We start from the raw sequence: 18,257 nt of genomic DNA, 5'->3' as shown, positions 1-18,257 counted from the left end.
CTTCTAAAATAAATAGTCAATATGTACGAAAAGTGTAACATAAATCAAGTTACGTTATAATAGAAAACGTTCAAGGAAGAGAGAATGAAAAGAGGGTTTTTACATGTTTAATACGAATTTAAAAGTGCATTCAAAAGAAGTAACCGATGCGACGTATGCTGCACTTGCACGTCGTGGCGTAACAATCCGAGACATCGCTGAGATTGTATATGATGTTCAAAGTCCTTATAGTAAAGGATTAACGCTTGAACATTGTGAACAATCGGTGCATAAAGTGTTACAAAAACGCGAAGTGCAACACGCCGTGCTCGTTGGGATTGAATTAGATGAGCTAGCAGAAAAAGGGTTGTTATCTGAACCATTACAACAATTAATCGTGAGTGATGAAAGTTTATTCGGTATTGATGAAACGTTAGCTGTCGGAGCGACACAATCTTACGGAAGTATCGCTTTAACGACGTACGGTCACTTAGATAAAGAAAAAGTAGGAATTATTAATCATCTTGATTCGAAAGATGGTAAGTGCGTTAATACATTTTTAGATGATCTTGTAGGAAGTATTGCTGCATGTGCATCTGCACGTTTAGCGCATACGGTTCGCGATTTAGAAGAACGTGGCGAAACGTTAGAAACGCATGCATTTATTTAAATATAATGAAGAACTCGAAATCATTTATAGATTTTGAGTTTTTTTGTTCGTTAATATGGAAATAGCCAGCATTCCAAACTTTCGATACAATGAGTAAGAAGACAGAAAGTAGGTAGATAAAATATGAAGAAACTTATGATGTTACTCACCGTCGTATGTGTGATGATTTTAGGTGCATGTACAGAAAAAAGTACATCGACTACGACGAATGGTGACAAAATCGTCGGAGAACGAGTGAAAGTATTACAAGTTATTGATGGAGATACGATGCGAATCGATTATAAAGGGAAGCAAAGAAAAGTTCGCTTTCTATTAATTGATGCACCCGAAATGCATCATGAAACGCTCGGACAACAACCATTCGGACAAGAAGCGCTTGATTTGAATAAAAAACTAATCGAGCAAGCGAAAGTCGTATCAATCGAATTTGATGCGACGGGAGACCGTGAAGATAAATATGACCGTTTATTAGCATATGTTTATGCAGACGGCAAAAGTGTGCAAGAACAATTAATTCGTGCAGGTGTCGTGCGTGTTGGATACGTGTACAACAAACAAGCAACATATTTAAAACCATTTTATGCCGCACAAGATAAAGCGAAAGCTGAAAAGCGTGGTATTTGGCAATATCCTGGATACGTAACGAATCGTGGTTTCGTCAAAGAGAAAGTAGCGGGTTGGCAAGTCGGCGACAATCCAGATAAAAATGGATCGTTGAACAACTTACCGTCAGCAGACAGTACTTCTACATCAACATCAACGACCGATTCTAGTTCAACGACGAAATCCACTTCAGAGAAAAGCTCGGATACAGCATGTAATATTAAGGGGAATGTAAATGCGAAAGGGAACAAAAATTACTTTTTACCAGGTACGAACAATTACGATGATGTAAAAGAAGAGAAGATGTTTTGTAGTGAAGCAGATGCACAAAAAGAAGGGTTTAAAAAAGCGTCGTAACTCGTTCTGAAATCAATGAGAAAAATACGCAAATTCCAATTTTTGTGATACGATGAGTGGGATAAAACAAATGGGGTGTAGAGCGATGACAAAGGTCTACGTAGTGCGACATGGCGAAACCGATTGGAATCGCCAAGGTCGGCTTCAAGGTACGACAGATATACCGTTAAATGAACAAGGTATTGCACAAGCAATGGCTTGTCAAAAGTACTTTTTTGAAAACGAAGCAACGGCGATTTTTACGAGCCCATTAAAGCGTGCATATGATACAGCACGTATTATTAATGAACCGTTTGATTTACCGTTGCAAATGATCACACAATTTAAAGAACGTGGTTTCGGGAAAGCAGAAGGAATGACGTATGAAGAGCGTTCTAAAATTTTTCCGAATAAGAAATACCCGGATCAAGAGCCATTGCGCCAATTTGTAAGCCGTTTGAAAAGTGGCTTAGCTGTATTAGAAGAACGATATCCGAAAGGCACGATTGTTCTCGTAGCACACGGTGCAGTCATTCATCATCTTTTTCAAATTGTAGAGAATAACGACCTTTTTCCGGCGAATGCGCGTCTTTCAAATGGTGGGGTTAGTACGATTTATACGAAAGACGGTAAATGGTGGCTCGGTAAATACAATGAAACGCATCATTTGCTCGATTAAGTAAATAAAAAAGAAACAATCAATTCAATGATTGTTCTTTTTTATGCACAAGTATTCCATAGTTTGTAAATTTATAAAGGCGATGTAAAGGTTTGAACAAAAATTTTGCATGAAAAACAGAAAAAACGTATAGAAAACAATTAAATTTTGCTAACAAATGGTGTAAAATGCTCCTTAGGCATTTATTTTTTCTATTTAACAGCAATTTTGTGGACGACTTTGTTACAGTTTTGTAAATGTTGCATTAAGTAATGTAAATTTCAAAGCAAATTGTCTAAAAGATTGTTAAGATAGCTTTGTCAGTAAAGCAAGTTGGCTAACCTGAAAAGCAAGAGAGAAGCTATATGCTTGATCCTTAATTATAAAAAAACTACAAACAGACAAGCTCTAGGAGGAACTTATGTTTAACCGAAAAAAGACGATCCATTCTTTAACAAACTTGCGGAAATCGCACAAAATGCACAAAAAGCACTTCATTATGCAAATGATTTTCAAATTCATAACCTTGATGATTTAGCTGAAATCAGTACGCAAATGAAAAAATATGAAACAGATGGTGACACGCTGATTCATGCGTTAATCGTTATGTTAAATAAATCATTCATGACACCAATCGAACGTGAGGACATTTTAGCTCTTGCGAACAGCATGGATGACGTACTTGATGGAATGGAAGAATGTATCGCTCATTTTGACATGTTCGGGATCGTAGAAGCGGACGAATCAATGAAGAAATTTGTAGAAAATATCGTAGCAAGCACAGACGAAATCGTTCTAGCGATGGAAAAACTTCAAAGAAAAGATTTAGTCGGCATGCGTGAAAATGCGATTAAAATAAAAGATTACGAATCAAAATGTGATGAAGTATTACGTAAATCGATTAAACAACTATTTTTACACGAAACAGACCCTATTCGTATTATTCAATATAAAGATATTTACGAACAACTTGAAGATATCGCAGATGATTGCCAAAACGTAGCGAATACGATGGAAACAATCATTATGCGAAATGCATAAGAGGTAGGGTGAACGAATGGATACGCTTATACTTTTAACGATTTTAGTCGTTATTTTTGCGTTAGTATTTGACTTTATTAATGGTTTCCATGATACGGCGAATGCGATTGCGACTTCTGTTTCGACGCGTGCGCTACCGCCGAAAACAGCTGTAATCATGGCTGCAATCATGAACTTTGTTGGGGCGATTACGTTTACAGGTGTAGCGAAAGCCATCACGAAAGATATCGTGGATCCATTTGCATTGCAAAATGGGACGCTCGTTATTTTAGCAGCATTATTAGCAGCAATTATTTGGAACTTAGTAACATGGTACTTCGGTATCCCATCAAGTTCTTCACATGCAATTATCGGTTCAATCGCGGGTGCAGCAATTGCTGCAGCAGGTTTTGCCTCTTTAAACTACGATGGTTTTATTAAAATTATTCAAGCGTTAATTTTATCACCATTTATTGCGATTGCTGTCGGTTTCATTATGATGACACTGTTTAAATTTATATTTAAAGGATTTAATCTATATAAAACGAATAAAGGGTTCCGTACAGTACAAATTGGTACGGCAGCTATTCAAGCATTTACACACGGTACGAACGATGCACAAAAAGCGATGGGGATTATTACGATGGCTTTAATTGCTGCAGGTCTTCAAACGAACGATGACGTACAAGGTTGGGTTCGTTTTGCCTGTGCATTAGCAATGGGTCTTGGTACGTCAATTGGTGGTTATAAAATCATCAAAACGGTCGGCGGTAAAATTATGAAAATCCGTCCTGTAAATGGTGTCGCAGCTGATTTATCTTCAGCTTCTATTATTTTCGGTGCAACGTTAATTCACTTGCCTGTATCAACGACACACGTTATTTCTTCAGCGATTATGGGAGTTGGTGCGGCACAACGTGTGAAAGGCGTTAAATGGGGCGTAGCACGTAAAATCGTACTAACTTGGATTATTACGTTGCCAATCTCAGCATTATTAGCTGGTGGTATTTACTTACTATTAAACTTATTCGTATAAAGTAAGAGCAGCTAAGTAAGATTGCTTTATTTAAAGAGGCTGGGACATACGTGCAGAAATCACCTCTCATATGAGCATAAGAAAAACCGGAATCGCGCTGTGGCGCGGTTCCGGTTTTTCGTTGCGAACGCTAAAAAAGAAAAATGACGTGTTTTGTCCCAGTCTCTTTTTTATTTGTTCGAATGTCGGTTGAAAATTAGATGAGGTAGAAAAAAAGAGAACAGTCTTCTACAAAGAAGTCTGTTCTCCTATACACTATATACGTTCATTTTTAGACAAAAATAAAAGGCGGGAGCTCATCCTTCCCGCCGAAAAAAACAAACTCGCTCCAGCAATCCGGCTGTTATGAGCGAGTAAGTCTGCTATTCAATAAAGAATAGCAATAGGTTTGGCACCTAATAATTAATTATACGCATATTATAAAAAAAGCAATCCTTTTTTATAATATGTTTCAAATATATATGAATGGTAAGAAATGAGCGAGAAATGGTACAATTCGAATACGAAGGAAATTTGAAAGGGGCTTATGGAAAATGGCACATATTGAACAGTTAATGGAAAAGCAACGTGCTTTTTTTGACAGTGGGGAAACACAATCTATTACGTTTCGTAAAGAGCAATTAAAGAAACTGAAGGCAACGATTTCAAAAAATGAAAAACGTGTAATGGAGGCATTGCATCGAGATTTACATAAGAGCGAATTCGAAGCATTTGCGACGGAAATCGGTATTGTGTATGACTCGATTAGCCACATGTTAAAACATTTAGAAGAATGGATGCATCCAATCAACGTGTCGACACCAATTCAATTCCAACCTGGGAAAAGTATGATCGTTCGAGATGCGTACGGCGTTACGTGTATTATCGGACCATTTAACTACCCATTCCAACTCGTTATTGAACCACTTATCGGCGCAATTGTTGGGGGGAATACAGCAATCGTTAAACCGTCTGAATCCACACCGCATACGACGCAAATCATTCGTCACATTATTGAAGAAACATTTTCACCAGAATACGTCGCAGTCGTTGAAGGGGAGAAAGACGTCGTACAACAATTAATTCATGCACCGTTCGACTTTATTTTCTTCACAGGTAGCGTAGCAGTCGGCAAAATTGTGGCGGGTGCTTGTGCAGAACGTCTGACACCATTCACGTTAGAACTTGGCGGTAAGAGTCCTGCAATCGTCGATCAAACGGCTAATTTGGAAGTAGCAGCGAAACGTCTTGCATGGGGGAAATTTACGAATGCAGGTCAAACGTGTGTCGCACCAGATTACGTACTCGTACATGAATCAGTGAAAGTCCCATTTTTACGCCAGCTTAAAAAAACATTACAAAAGTTTTATGGCAAAGATGCACAAACATCAAAAGATTATGGTCGAATCGTCAACGAACGTCAATTTGATCGTTTAAACGGCTTATTAAATGAAATGAAAGATCACGTGTTAATGGGTGGCGAGCGTGATCGAGAAGATTTATATATCGCACCGACTATTTTACAAGATGTAAAATGGAATAGTGCCATTATGGAAGATGAGATTTTCGGGCCGATTATGCCGATTTTAGTTTATGAAGATTTAGAAACAGCCATTCGTTTAATTAAGAAAAAACCGAAACCACTTGCGGCTTATTTATTCACAGAAACAGATAAAGCAGTCGATTATTTCTTAGCTAATCTACCGTTCGGTGGCGGCTGTATTAACGATACGATTACACATGTCGGTTCGATTCATTTACCGTTCGGTGGTGTCGGTGAATCAGGTGCAGGGAATTATCACGGGAAAGCAAGCTTTGAGTGCTTCACACATGCGAAATCCGTTTTGAAACGCTCAACGAAACTTTCTACGAACGTATTATTCCCACCGTATAAGAAAAAAGTGAAACTTGTTAAAACGATTATGCGTTAAAGTAAAAAAGCTTCTGAAAACGATTATGCGTTTTCAGAAGCTTTTTTTAACATTTTATTTTTTTCTTCTTTCGTGCAAATCGGAAGTGTAATTGAAAAAATCGTTCCTTGACCGTACGTACTATCAATTTCAATTTTTCCTTTATGTTCGGTAATGATTTTTTCACAGATCATCATGCCGAGCCCTGTTCCTTTTTCTTTCGTCGTATAGAACGGTTGAAAAATTCGATTGACGGTTTCTTGTTTCATACCGAGTCCATCATCTGCAATGTGAATACCGATATGGCGATCATCTTCTTTTTGGAATGTAATGTCGATATTTCCTTCTGCCTCAATGGCATCAATTGCATTTTTAATAATGTTAATAAGCACTTGTTTCAGCTGGTTTGGATCGCCTTTAATACAAATATTTTCTTCGAGCCAGTTTGTCGTTAAAATAATGTTTTTAATTTCGAGTTCGTGTGAAAAGAAAACTAAAATATCTTGTAAAATTGTATCGATTTTAAATACTTTCGGCTCTTCTGTATGTGGGCGGGAAAGGACTAAAAATTCATTAACAATTAATTGAATTCGATCAATTTCTTTTTCGATTAAATTTGTGTAAAACGTATAAGGTGAATGCGGGTCTTCATTCATTACTTGAATAAACCCAGAAATAACAGATAGTGGATTTCGTACTTCGTGTGCGACACCTGCAGCGATTTCTCCGGCTGTTTGTAATTTTTCTGATTGCAGTCGTAATTGGTCTGCTTCTTTACGATACGAGACATCACGTGTAATGACTGATGTAGCGATGACTTGACCGTGCGTATCTAAAATTGGAGACAACGTTACTTCGGCATCGAAAATTGTGCCATCTTTTCGCATATCTTTCGTTTGTAACAAATCATAACTTTGACCACTGAGCATGCCTTGAATGCGCTTTTGTGCCATTTCGTATGCTTCTGGTGGGACCATAGGAATACTTTTCCCAATACTCTCCTCACTCGTCCAACCATAAAGCTGTGTGAATGCGGGATTGACAGCGACAACTCGGTTGTTTTTATCAAAAACGGCAATGCTATCTTTCGCATTTTCGAAAAATAAATTTAAATACCCTTCACGTGATTCGAACTTCATTTCCATATCATTATGCTGTGCTTCGATTATTTTAGATGAATTGTATAAATAGAGCATTTGAATACAACTGAATGTGAAAAAGAAAAGAAGCGAAAGCGTTAGCCAAAATAGTTGATGCGGTGCGAGGTCTTCCAATAATGTAGGAAAGTGGAATGAGACGATTAACGCAATTTCAACAGTAACAACGATCGTCATAATTATATTTATAATGAAAGACATATAAATAGAAAACATAAATAATCCGAGTATGAGAAAAGTTAAATAATACGGATTTTCTGTATTAAAAATAGTTATGAGACCAATCACATTTAAAAATATAATTGTTAAGATGCGAATCGAGCGCTCATTAATGCGTTTCGCTAAAAAAATGGCCGTTAAGGCAGCAGAAGCTAAAAATGATAAAATACTCGCTGTCATCGGGTAAGGTAAATTCCGAATGACGCACAATAAGCAAAAAAGGAACATCCCTGCTGTCATCGTAAACAACATGAATTGATTTCTTCTGCGTAAACTAGTAGAGTTCTCCATAAAGACACCTCGAATACTTGATAGTACTATCATACATGATTTGTCGTTGTCGTAAAAAGTCATATTTTGATATGATGGAATAAATTTGTAGGCAATGCTGTCTTCAATACACAAAGGGGATAAAAGAAATGAGCATTTTTAATGAAAAAGAAACCGTTCAGTTGTTAGAAACATTAACGAACATCGCTAGCCCATCAGGATTCACAACAAATATTATGAATGTAATGGCAGACATGCTTACGAAAATCGGGGTAGATTTCGTACGTACGAACAAAGGAGCGCTCATCGCAACAGTAAAAGGAACGAACGATGAACGCCATCGTTTATTAACAGCGCATACCGATACACTCGGAGCAATGGTAAAAGAAGTTAAACCTTCGGGACGTTTAGCCCTATCTATGATTGGAGGCTTTCGTTGGAATGCGGTAGAAGGTGAATATTGTACAATTCATACCGCACGAGGAGAGGCAATTCGTGGTACTATATTAATGCACGAAACATCTGTCCACGTCTACGATGGTGTCGGTACGTTACCACGTGACGAAAAACATATTGAAGTACGCGTAGATGAGAAAACAACATCTGCAGAACAAACGCGTCAACTCGGTATTGAAGTGGGCGATTTTGTTTCTTTCGATAACCGTTTTGAATACACAAAATCTGGCTTCGTAAAATCACGTCATTTAGACGATAAGGCGAGTACGACGTTGTTGCTCCAACTATTGAAACAAATTAAAGAGCAACAACTCATCTTGCCGTACACAACACATTTTTATATTTCAAATAATGAAGAAATCGGTTATGGTGGCAATGCGAGCGTGCCAGAAAAAACAGTCGAATATATTGCTGTAGACATGGGTGCAATTGGGGATGGCCAACAATCTGATGAATATACAGTTTCTATTTGCGCAAAAGATTCAAGTGGCCCTTATCACTATGAATTAACTCGTCAGTTAGTAGCACTTGCCAATGACAATGATATTGACTACAAACTCGATATTTATCCGCATTATGGTTCGGACGCTTCGGCAGCAATTCGTGCCGGTTTTGATGTACGTCATGCACTTTTCGGTGCAGGTATTGAATCATCCCATGCGTATGAACGTACACATGTCGATTCTTTACGCCACACAGCAGCACTTCTGCACGCTTACGTGTTGTCTCCTATGATCGATGAACTGGAGGATTAACTATGCAAACTAAGCAATTGTTACAATGCTTACCTAAAAAACAATCATCGGTACTTTACCTGAAGAAGTACGCAATATGGCCATCGATTCTCGTAATGTTGAAGAAAAATGCGTCTTCATTTGTATTAAAGGCTATACAGTAGATGGACATGATTACGCACAACAAGCAGTGAATAGCGGTGCGACAGTCATCATTACAGAACGTCCATTACAATTAGAAGGAAATGCAGCACAAGTTATCGTGAAAAATACAGACCGTGCTATCGGTTTATTAGCAAACCGCTTTTTTGATTACCCATCAAATGATTTAACGATGATTGGTGTAACAGGAACGAACGGTAAAACGACTGTTGCGAACATGTTAGAGAAAATGCTTCTCGGTTTAGGGATTAAATCAGCTCTTAAAGGAACGATTGGTTTCGACATTAACGGGACGCTTTATCAATCCTCCAACACGACGAGTGACGCACTTTCAACGCAACAAATGATTTTCCGCGCTAAATCAGAAAATTGTCGTGCAATGGTGATGGAAGTTTCTTCTCACGGCCTCGTATTAGGTCGTGTTGCAGGTATTGACTTTGACGTAGCCATTTTCACAAATTTAACGCAAGACCATTTAGATTTCCACAAAACAATGGAAAACTACGGGAATGCAAAAGGGATGTTATTTGCACAACTTGGTCAAGACTTAACGAAAGACAAGCATGTCGTTTTAAATAGTGATGACGCTTGGAGCGAAAAATATGAATATTTAACACCGTTCCCAATTTGGACGTACGGTCTAAAAGATGAAAAAGCCGATTTCCGCGGAATAAATGTTGAATACCACGATGAACATACAGCGTTCACGATGGTGACACCAGATGGTGATTACCCAGTTGAGTTAAAATTACTCGGAGAATTTAACGTATACAACGCATTAGCAGCTGTTGCAGCACTTTATGCAAAAGGATATGCCTTACCAGAAGTCATTGAACAATTAGAAAGCTTAACAGCGATTAAAGGTCGTATGGAGCGCGTACCAACTGGGGATTTACCAATTGATATTTTCATCGATTATGCGCATACGCCAGATGCGATTGAAAAAGCAATCGACGCGGCAATGCCTTACAAAAAAAATAAAATGATTTTCGTCATCGGTACAGGTGGTAATCGTGATAAATCGAAACGTCCAGATATGGCACGTAAAGCGTCAAAAGCGGAATACGTTGTGTTAACGACAGATGATCCACGTTACGAAGCGTATGATTCGATTATGGGTGATTTAGAAAAAGGTATGGAACATAGTAACTATGCATGTGTTGGGGACCGTGAAGAAGCGGTACGCCACGCTGTACAAATGGCTGAAGAAGGCGATTTAATTTTATTCGCTGGTAAAGGTCATGAAAACTATCAAATTATCGAAAATACGAAATACCCACATAGCGATGCTGAAATCGCTTTAGATGAAGCTACGAAGAAATTCATGAAATAATAAAAAGTTAGCGTAAGCGTCGTAAAAATCGGCTGTTTACGCTATTTTTTTATTGTGTTTTTGTTCTTTTATAAATGTGTTATGCTAGGATAGGCCTTTTATTTGGAAGAGGTTTAGCACTGAGAGAATGGAATGATTAAATGCACGAAAAGAAAAAATGGATCGTTGCGGCAATGACAGCAATGATGGCTTCTACAACGCTATGTACAATGAATTCATCTGCAGTGACAGAAGTGCAACAACGAGAAGAAACCGTAAGTAACATTACGTCTAATACAGCAACACAAAATGCGAAAGTGTATGCGCAAGTACAAAGCGCTATCCCAGCAGTCGATACGTTCATGGATACGATTGCACCGGACGTTGTCGCATTATCTGAACAATATGGCTTGTACGGTTCTGTAATGATGGCACAAGCGGTACTTGAGAGTCAGTATGGTTTAAGTAAATTAGCATCTGCACCGAACTTCAATTTATTCGGAATGAAGGGAACGTACAATGGTAAATCGGTAAGCTTACCTACTTTAGAAGATAACGGTAAAGGACAATATTATACGATTACGGCGAAGTTCCGTAAGTACCCTTCTTACCGTGAATCATTAGAAGATTATGCGAAAAAATTACGCTACGGTTTAAGTTGGAATGCTACATATTATCAAAAAACATGGCTTGAAAATACACGTTCTTACAAAGATGCGACGGCTGCATTAACTGGTACATACGCGACAGATACGCATTATGGAACGAAATTAAATAATGTCATCGCAAAATACGATTTAACGAAATACGATCCGAAAAAAGCGACGACTAGTACGACGACGAATTCAACGGTGACACAAGTAAGTAATACGACGACTTTAACAACTGGTACGAAGTATACGGTGAAAAAAGGGGATACGTTGTCAGCTATTGCGAAAAAATACAATACGACAACGAAAAAATCGTTGCGTGGAACGGATTGAAGACGACGACGATTTTCATCGGTCAAAAATTATTCGTTTCGGACAAAAAAGCTGTCAAAGCAACGACAGTGAAAAAGAAAGCGACTGTACATACCGTTAAAAAAGGCGATACGTTAACGAAAGTATCGAAACAATACAACGTCACGATTAAGAACTTAAAAAATGGAACGGTCTTTCTTCCACAACGATTAAAGTCGGTCAAAAGTTAAAATTAACGGCGACGGCTAAAGCAACAGTAAAAGTAGTAAAAGGGGATACGTTAACGAAAATCGCTAAGAAGAATGGTACGACCACAACGAATTTAAAAAAATGGAATAAGCTGAAGACGACAACGATTAAAATTGGTCAACAGCTGCGCGTAACGAAAGCGTAACGTATTTCCGAGCTACCTACGTAAATTTTATAAGTAGGTAGCTTTTTTCGTGTCTTAATTTTTGATATACTTGATAAGTTAAGGAACAGATGAAAGAAATAATTTGCAAAGGTGATTGCCGATGTAATAAATAATAGATTCGTTTCAAATTCGATGTATTTTGATTGAACATAAAGGAGAACAATATGACTACTAAATTAGAACAAGATATTTTGTCACGTCGTACCTTTGCCATCATCTCTCACCCTGATGCTGGTAAAACGACTATTACTGAAAAACTTTTATACTTTGGTGGTGCCATTCGTGACGCCGGTACAGTTAAAGGGAAAAAAACTGGTAAATTCGCAACATCTGACTGGATGGAAATCGAAAAACAACGTGGTATTTCTGTAACATCTTCTGTTATGCAATTTGATTATGACGGTTGCCGCGTAAACATTTTAGATACACCGGGGCACCAAGATTTCTCGGAAGATACGTATCGTACGTTAATGGCTGTCGATAGTGCAGTCATGGTTATTGATGCTGCGAAAGGGATTGAAGCACAAACGAAAAAACTTTTCCAAGTTTGTCGTATGCGTGGTATTCCTATTTTCACATTCATTAACAAATTGGACCGTCAAGGTAAAGAACCGTTAGAACTAATCGAAGAATTAGAAGAAGTATTAGGCATTAACGCGTATCCAATGAACTGGCCAATCGGTATGGGGAAAGAATTTTTAGGTATTTACGATCGTTTCAATGGACGCATCGAACAATTCCGTACAGAAGAGGAAGACCGTTTCATTCCATTGAATGAAGAAGGTTCAATCGATGTAGAAAATGATATGACGAAAACATCTTATTACACACAAGCACTTGATGATATTTTATTATTGAACGAAGCAGGAAATGAATTCTCTGAAGAGAAAATCAGCAAAGGTCAATTGACACCTGTGTTCTTCGGTTCAGCTTTAACGAACTTCGGTGTTCAAACATTCCTTGAAACATACTTGAAATTCGCACCTGGTCCACAACCTCGTTTAACAGAACAAGAAACGATTGTAGAACCGACAGATAACGATTTCTCAGGTTTCGTATTCAAAATTCAAGCAAATATGAACCCAGCTCACCGTGACCGTATCGCATTCGTACGTATCGTTTCAGGTAAATTCACACGTGGTATGAACATTACGATGAACCGTACAGGTAAATCATTCAAAGTTACACAAGCGACAACATTCCTTGCGGATGACCGTGAAACAGCAAATGAAGCGGTAGCCGGTGATATTTTAGGTTTATACGATACAGGGAACTACCAAATCGGAGACACGATTGTCGGCGGAAAGAAAAAATTCGAATTTGAAGCCCTTCCTCAATTCACGCCAGAGTTATTCGTACGCGTAAGTGCGAAAAACGTAATGAAACAAAAACATTTCCATAAAGGGATCGACCAACTTGTACAAGAAGGTGCGATTCAATATTACAAAACGTTATTTACAGAAGATATTATTTTAGGTGCGGTCGGACAATTACAATTTGAAGTGTTCGAAAACCGTATGAAAAATGAATACAATGTAGACGTTATAATGGAAAACATCGGTCAAAAAATGGCACGCTGGATTCGCAATGAAGAAGACATTAAAGATTCAATGACAGGGCCACGTTCTATTTTAGTGAATGACCGCTTCGGCAATAAAGTATTTTTATTTGAAAATCAGTTCGCTCTGCGTTGGTTTGAAGATAAATACCCAGAAATTGAGCTATATAGTTTATTATAATTCAATCGGTAACGGGGAAGTCGTGCATCATGCACGGCTTCTTTTTTATGTGCAGACGCAATAATTTTATAAAATATGCCTTTTTTTAAACGAATGACAGGTCCATATATTTATATTGAAAATGACCAAATATAGAGCAAAATGAGGAATTTTTTATTCCAAGTATGTGTGAGTTGAATTCTAAAATAAATCACGTTAAAATTACCTCGAAACTGAGATAAATGGAGGCTTTGTGCATATGAAAATAGTTGGTATTGTTGGTTCTGTACGAAAACAATCTTTTAATAAAATGTTAGCGAACTATGTTGCGACACGTTTTGCGGATAAATTTGAGTTAGACGTATTAACTTTAGAAGACCTTCCTTTGTACAATCAAGATATTGAAAATGAAGCACCTCAAGCAGTGAAACAGTTTAAAGCACGTGTAGCGGAAGCGGATGCGGTCATTTGGTTCACGCCTGAATACAACGGAACGATGCCAGGCGTACTCGTCAATGCAATTGATTGGCTAAGTCGTGTCGACAAAGTAATGGTCGGGAAACCGTCGCTCGTGATGGGAGCCTCTATGGGCGCTCTTGGCACGGTGAAAGCGCAAGGACACTTATATGATGTCCTTCGTTCACCCGGAATTGATTCACCATTTTTAGCAGGGAGTTACCAAGTCGTAGTCGGCAGCGTGCATACGAAGTTTGATGAAAATGGGCAACTAACAGATGCAGCGACCGAACAATTTTTACATGTCGTAACCGATCAATTCGTCACATTCGTACAAAAACAGCAAGGTAAGTAGAAATCATTTTACTTTCTACACAGCCCTTGATATACTATTTATAACAACAAATAGAATACACTTTTGACATCTGTCAAGGGGGAGTAGCTACAGGATGCGTCCTGTACTTATAGTCGTCAATACATGGCTCGTGCCATCGGTTATAAGAGCAAATTTAATTGCTTAGTGAGACCTTTGCCTTTATTTAGGCATGGGTCTCTTTTTGTTTGTTCAAAAAAGGGGGAAACGATATGGATTTATTGTTAGAGTATGGGTGGGTATTACTCGTACTGATCGTATTAGAAGGATTACTGGCGGCAGATAACGCAGTCGTCATGGCAGTTATGGTAAAACATTTACCGAAAGCACAACAGAAAAAAGCATTATTTTACGGTTTGATTGGTGCATTCATCATGCGTTTCGGTGCATTATTCATGATCACATTAATCGTAGAGTGGTGGTGGGTACAAGCAATTGGTGCGGCCTACTTATTATTCATCAGTGTGAAAAACATTATCGATTTACGAAAGCATAAAGAAGAGAACGATGAGCATTCAGATGAGCATTCAGATGAACCATCGAAAAAGAAAAAAGGTTCAGGTTTCTGGATGACGGTCGTAAAAGTAGAAGCGGCCGATTTAGCGTTTGCGATTGATTCAATGCTTGCGGCAGTAGCACTTGCTGTAACATTACCTCACTGGGGCAACTGGGACATTGGTGGTATTAACGGTGGACAATTCACCGTCATGTTCTTAGGTGGCGTTATCGGACTTGTCATTATGCGTTTCGCTGCACAAGCGTTCGTGAAATTGCTACAAAAATATCCACAACTTGAAACAGCGGCATTTTTAATTGTCGGCTGGGTCGGCGTGAAATTAACAGTTATGACATTAGCGCATAAAGATGTCGGTATATTAGATGAGCATTTCCCACATTCATTCGCTTGGAAAGCTGTTTTCTGGACAGTTCTAGTCGTAATCGCAGTCGGTGGTTATGTGATGGGTGTTAGAAGTTCTAAAAAGCAACAACGAGGGTAATAAGAAAAGCATGAAGGACGCGTTACGCGTTCGACATGCTTTTTTTTGTGAAGTGATTGACAATTTTGATGCTTAAGACATTCTTTCTTTTTCTGTTCTTTTTGCATACAATACAGTAGAATATGAAGGTTTTTGTGAAAGGACTCGATTTTATGGGCGCTATTAAAAAAATTAAAAAACGATCGACGCCATTTCAGGCGATTGTTTCTTATTATTTTGTGGCAATGACTGTTTCTTTCATCTTGTTAAGTTTACCAGGTGTACATAAGCCTGGCGTTCACGTTTCATGGATGGACAATTTATTTATGGCAGTGAGTGCGGTCAGTGTGACGGGTCTAACTGCTGTGAATATATCGGAAACATATTCATTGTTTGGCATCGTCATGTTACTCGTCGTCATGCAGTTTGGCGCAATCGGCATTATGTCAGTCGGTACATTTTTATGGCTCGTCGTAGGGAAAAAAATTGGCTTACGTGAGCGTCAATTAATTATGGTCGACCACAATCAATATAATTTATCTGGTGTCGTACAACTGATTAAAGAAATCGTTAAAATTTTATTATTAATCGAAGCAGTAGGCGCTTTTATTTTAACGCTATATTTTTATTTTACACCGTATTTCGAAACGTTTGGAGATGCACTTTTAAACGGAGTTTTTGCATCCATTTCTGCGACAACAAATGGCGGATTCGATATTACAGGTCAGTCACTTGCACCATTTAAAGGAGACTATTTCGTCCAAGTCATCAATATGTTACTCATTACGCTCGGTGCGATTGGGTTCCCTGTTTTAATTGAAGTGAAAAATTTTATTAAGCACCGAGGACCACGTGCTTTTCGTTTCTCTTTGTTTGCTAAAATTACGTCCGTTACGTATTTAGCCCTTTTCGTTGGGGGAACAATAGGAATTTTACTAATTGAATCTTTTCAATCATTCAAAAAGATGTCTTGGCATGAAGCACTTTTTGCAGCAATGTTTCAATCGTCTTCAACTCGTTCAGGTGGTTTAACGACCGTAGATGTCACACAATTTCATGAAGCGACGGATTTATTTTTAAGTTTTATGATGTTTATTGGAGCGTCACCGAGTTCTGTCGGTGGGGGGATTAGAACGACGACTTTCGCTTTAGCTGCATTGTTTCTTTATAACTTTGCGCGCGGAAGAGAAGAAATTCACGTGTTCAAACGGGAAATTTATTTAATCGATATTTTCCGGTCATATGCGGTTATTTTACTCGCAATCATTATGGTACTCGTTTCGGCGATGATTTTATCGATTACCGAAAAGCACGCTTCTTTAATCGAAATTATTTTTGAAATTACATCTGCATTCGGTACGTGTGGTATGTCATTAGGCTTAACGGAAGATTTATCAACAATAGGTAAATGTATTATTATGCTGCTTATGTTCATCGGACGTGTCGGCTTAATATCGTTCTTGTTCTCAATTGGAGGTAAGTCAGAAAAAACGAAATTCCATTATCCGAAAGAACGTGTCATTACAGGTTAATGCAAGAAAACGTTGGACGTTATTCGTTCAACGTTTTTTTGTAACGCTAGAAAAATAGCGTCTATTATGCAAGGAGTATCGTTCTAACGAGAAGCGTTCAATTACTTGATCTCGTCAATTGTAGAAGTCATGTCTATCTTTTATAGAAGTAACGCTTTTTGACAAAGTAAAAACGGTATCGCTATAATAAGTCTAATTGAACAAAAAAGGATGATAAGATGTCTTCACCAGAAATAGAACAATCATTAAAGTTATATATCGTTTTGTCACGCGCACATAAAGCAATTAACGAAGTAACGAATCAATTTTTCCAAGAGCAGGGACTTAATCCGACAGAATTTGCTGTCTTGGAATTGTTGTATCATAAAGGGCGTCAACCACTTCAACAAATCGGCAATAAAATTTTACTAGCGAGTGGATCGATTACGTACGTCATTGATAAACTTGAAAAACGTGGTTATTTAGAGCGTCTTGCGTGTCCATCTGACCGTCGTGTAACGTATGCTGAAATTTCGGAGAAGGGGAAAGCCTTTATGACCGAAATTTTCCCTGTTCATGAGAAGAAATTACATGAATTAATGGATGCCTTAAATCCAACGGAAAAAGAAACAGCTATCCAACTACTAAAAAAATTAGGCTTATCTATAAAAGACTTATCTTATTAGACGTATTAAAAAAAGGAATCGCTTCGATTAGGCGATTCCTCTTTTTTTAATATAACGGTAGTAAAATGAATAGTAATGAAATGAGCGAGATATGTGTAATGACGAGTAGCGGCATACTTCTAAGGCGCTCATATAAAATACCAAAGACGATGCCACAAATGAAAGTGGCGACGCTACATAAATAAAAGCCATTAAATAAGAACGGTAAGCTAAATAACAGAGCAGCCGTAACAATTGCAAAGGACGTTCTCATATATTTCATTAGAAATCCTTGCACGTACCCCCTCCAAAATAGTTCTTCTGTTAGAGCAATAATTAAAATGAGCATTAAATATTCAAAAAGTGTTGTCGGTGCAAAGTGAACTAAAAAATGTTGTACAGCACGTTCTGCATTTTCAGGGAGTAGTAAATACAGTCCAAAAATACAAGCATAACCGATTCCACCTAATAATAAGCCACTAATTAAATATTTAAACGTAGACAATTCATCATATACTTTTAAAAAAGTTTTAGAAAAAATTGCACTCACGAGCATCGTGAAAGAATAGATGTACCAAAATGTATGTGGCTGATGGAAACTATAGGTCATACACGATACTACGAGTATTATTGAAAAAACAAAACTGATTGTATATCGATTCATAAATCCTCCTTACGT

At 37.9% G+C, this 18,257-nt stretch carries 15 protein-coding genes, 2 pseudogenes and 1 riboswitch; of the genes and pseudogenes, 15 read left to right on the top strand and 2 right to left on the bottom strand.

Annotated elements, in window-relative coordinates; translation table 11 throughout:
• The first annotated feature begins 103 nt into the window (after positions 1-103).
• The 6 genes and pseudogenes from KSHG_RS03680 (at position 104) to KSHG_RS03655 (ending at position 6,212) form a co-directional block, all read left to right on the top strand.
• Positions 104-649, top strand: a complete 546-nt coding sequence (locus KSHG_RS03680; RefSeq protein ID WP_010301994.1) for a phosphatidylglycerophosphatase A family protein — start codon at positions 104-106, stop codon at positions 647-649.
• Positions 650-772: 123 nt separating this feature from the next.
• A complete protein-coding gene (locus KSHG_RS03675; RefSeq protein ID WP_010301992.1) occupies positions 773-1,609 on the top strand; it encodes a thermonuclease family protein in 837 nt (278 codons plus the stop codon).
• 85 nt (positions 1,610-1,694) lie between these two features.
• Positions 1,695-2,267, top strand: a complete 573-nt coding sequence (locus KSHG_RS03670; protein ID WP_010301988.1) for a histidine phosphatase family protein — start codon at positions 1,695-1,697, stop codon at positions 2,265-2,267.
• A gap of 411 nt (positions 2,268-2,678) precedes the next feature.
• Positions 2,679-3,287, top strand: a pseudogene (locus KSHG_RS03665) (DUF47 domain-containing protein); the annotation flags it as partial.
• Between the two features lie 16 nt (positions 3,288-3,303).
• Complete coding sequence (locus KSHG_RS03660) at positions 3,304-4,302, top strand: inorganic phosphate transporter (protein WP_010301983.1); 999 nt, start codon at positions 3,304-3,306, stop codon at positions 4,300-4,302.
• 533 nt (positions 4,303-4,835) lie between these two features.
• On the top strand, positions 4,836-6,212 hold the full coding sequence (locus KSHG_RS03655) for an aldehyde dehydrogenase (protein ID WP_010301979.1): 1,377 nt from the start codon (positions 4,836-4,838) through the stop codon (positions 6,210-6,212).
• A gap of 23 nt (positions 6,213-6,235) precedes the next feature.
• Here KSHG_RS03655 and KSHG_RS16050 read toward each other — a convergent pair whose 3' ends face one another.
• A complete protein-coding gene (locus KSHG_RS16050; RefSeq protein WP_042231255.1) occupies positions 6,236-7,858 on the bottom strand; it encodes an ATP-binding protein in 1,623 nt (540 codons plus the stop codon).
• A 128-nt stretch (positions 7,859-7,986) separates the two neighbouring features.
• Here KSHG_RS16050 and KSHG_RS03645 point away from each other — a divergent pair, with 128 nt between their 5' ends.
• From KSHG_RS03645 to KSHG_RS03610, 9 genes and pseudogenes are all read left to right on the top strand, one after another.
• Positions 7,987-9,048: a M42 family metallopeptidase gene (locus KSHG_RS03645; RefSeq protein ID WP_010301975.1), complete on the top strand. Its 1,062-nt coding sequence runs from the start codon at positions 7,987-7,989 to the stop codon at positions 9,046-9,048.
• Positions 9,049-9,050: 2 nt separating this feature from the next.
• A pseudogene (locus KSHG_RS16045) lies at positions 9,051-10,522 on the top strand (UDP-N-acetylmuramoyl-L-alanyl-D-glutamate--2,6-diaminopimelate ligase).
• Positions 10,523-10,662: 140 nt separating this feature from the next.
• Complete coding sequence (locus KSHG_RS17360) at positions 10,663-11,484, top strand: glucosaminidase domain-containing protein (protein ID WP_010301971.1); 822 nt, start codon at positions 10,663-10,665, stop codon at positions 11,482-11,484.
• Positions 11,481-11,693, top strand: coding sequence for a LysM peptidoglycan-binding domain-containing protein (locus KSHG_RS17355; RefSeq protein WP_010301970.1), 213 nt, complete (start codon positions 11,481-11,483; stop codon positions 11,691-11,693). The genes KSHG_RS17360 and KSHG_RS17355 overlap by 4 nt, the downstream gene beginning before the upstream one ends.
• A gap of 349 nt (positions 11,694-12,042) precedes the next feature.
• Positions 12,043-13,617, top strand: a complete 1,575-nt coding sequence (locus tag KSHG_RS03630; RefSeq protein ID WP_010301968.1) for a peptide chain release factor 3 — start codon at positions 12,043-12,045, stop codon at positions 13,615-13,617.
• A gap of 238 nt (positions 13,618-13,855) precedes the next feature.
• Entirely contained in the window at positions 13,856-14,407 is a 552-nt protein-coding gene (locus KSHG_RS03625) for an NADPH-dependent FMN reductase (RefSeq protein ID WP_010301964.1), read from the top strand.
• A 66-nt stretch (positions 14,408-14,473) separates the two neighbouring features.
• A riboswitch (yybP-ykoY riboswitch) is annotated at positions 14,474-14,571 on the top strand.
• Between the two features lie 66 nt (positions 14,572-14,637).
• Positions 14,638-15,423: a TerC family protein gene (locus tag KSHG_RS03620; protein WP_010301961.1), complete on the top strand. Its 786-nt coding sequence runs from the start codon at positions 14,638-14,640 to the stop codon at positions 15,421-15,423.
• A gap of 152 nt (positions 15,424-15,575) precedes the next feature.
• A complete protein-coding gene (locus KSHG_RS03615) occupies positions 15,576-16,934 on the top strand; it encodes a TrkH family potassium uptake protein (RefSeq protein WP_010301958.1) in 1,359 nt (452 codons plus the stop codon).
• Between the two features lie 218 nt (positions 16,935-17,152).
• Positions 17,153-17,599: a MarR family winged helix-turn-helix transcriptional regulator gene (locus tag KSHG_RS03610; protein ID WP_010301955.1), complete on the top strand. Its 447-nt coding sequence runs from the start codon at positions 17,153-17,155 to the stop codon at positions 17,597-17,599.
• Positions 17,600-17,645: 46 nt separating this feature from the next.
• Here the strand turns inward: KSHG_RS03610 and KSHG_RS03605 are convergent, their stop codons facing one another.
• The gene (locus KSHG_RS03605) at positions 17,646-18,242 is read right to left on the bottom strand and encodes a CPBP family intramembrane glutamic endopeptidase (protein WP_010301951.1); all 597 of its coding nucleotides are present in this window, start codon (positions 18,240-18,242) and stop codon (positions 17,646-17,648) included.
• Between the last annotated feature and the right edge of the window lie 15 nt (positions 18,243-18,257).

Source organism: Kurthia senegalensis, from assembly GCF_000285595.1.
GTDB classification, from domain to species: domain Bacteria; phylum Bacillota; class Bacilli; order Bacillales_A; family Planococcaceae; genus Kurthia; species Kurthia senegalensis.
Note: the sequence above shows the minus strand (reverse complement) of the source record. Positions and strands in the feature narration are given on the sequence as shown.

Coding starts and splice junctions, on each gene's coding strand:
- KSHG_RS03680 (WP_010301994.1), top strand. CDS start 104: ATGTTTAATACGAATTTAAAAGTGCATTCAAAAGAAGTAACCGATGCG.
- KSHG_RS03675 (WP_010301992.1), top strand. CDS start 773: ATGAAGAAACTTATGATGTTACTCACCGTCGTATGTGTGATGATTTTA.
- KSHG_RS03670 (WP_010301988.1), top strand. CDS start 1,695: ATGACAAAGGTCTACGTAGTGCGACATGGCGAAACCGATTGGAATCGC.
- KSHG_RS03660 (WP_010301983.1), top strand. CDS start 3,304: ATGGATACGCTTATACTTTTAACGATTTTAGTCGTTATTTTTGCGTTA.
- KSHG_RS03655 (WP_010301979.1), top strand. CDS start 4,836: ATGGCACATATTGAACAGTTAATGGAAAAGCAACGTGCTTTTTTTGAC.
- KSHG_RS16050 (WP_042231255.1), bottom strand. CDS start 7,858: ATGGAGAACTCTACTAGTTTACGCAGAAGAAATCAATTCATGTTGTTT.
- KSHG_RS03645 (WP_010301975.1), top strand. CDS start 7,987: ATGAGCATTTTTAATGAAAAAGAAACCGTTCAGTTGTTAGAAACATTA.
- KSHG_RS17360 (WP_010301971.1), top strand. CDS start 10,663: ATGCACGAAAAGAAAAAATGGATCGTTGCGGCAATGACAGCAATGATG.
- KSHG_RS03630 (WP_010301968.1), top strand. CDS start 12,043: ATGACTACTAAATTAGAACAAGATATTTTGTCACGTCGTACCTTTGCC.
- KSHG_RS03625 (WP_010301964.1), top strand. CDS start 13,856: ATGAAAATAGTTGGTATTGTTGGTTCTGTACGAAAACAATCTTTTAAT.
- KSHG_RS03620 (WP_010301961.1), top strand. CDS start 14,638: ATGGATTTATTGTTAGAGTATGGGTGGGTATTACTCGTACTGATCGTA.
- KSHG_RS03615 (WP_010301958.1), top strand. CDS start 15,576: ATGGGCGCTATTAAAAAAATTAAAAAACGATCGACGCCATTTCAGGCG.
- KSHG_RS03610 (WP_010301955.1), top strand. CDS start 17,153: ATGTCTTCACCAGAAATAGAACAATCATTAAAGTTATATATCGTTTTG.
- KSHG_RS03605 (WP_010301951.1), bottom strand. CDS start 18,242: ATGAATCGATATACAATCAGTTTTGTTTTTTCAATAATACTCGTAGTA.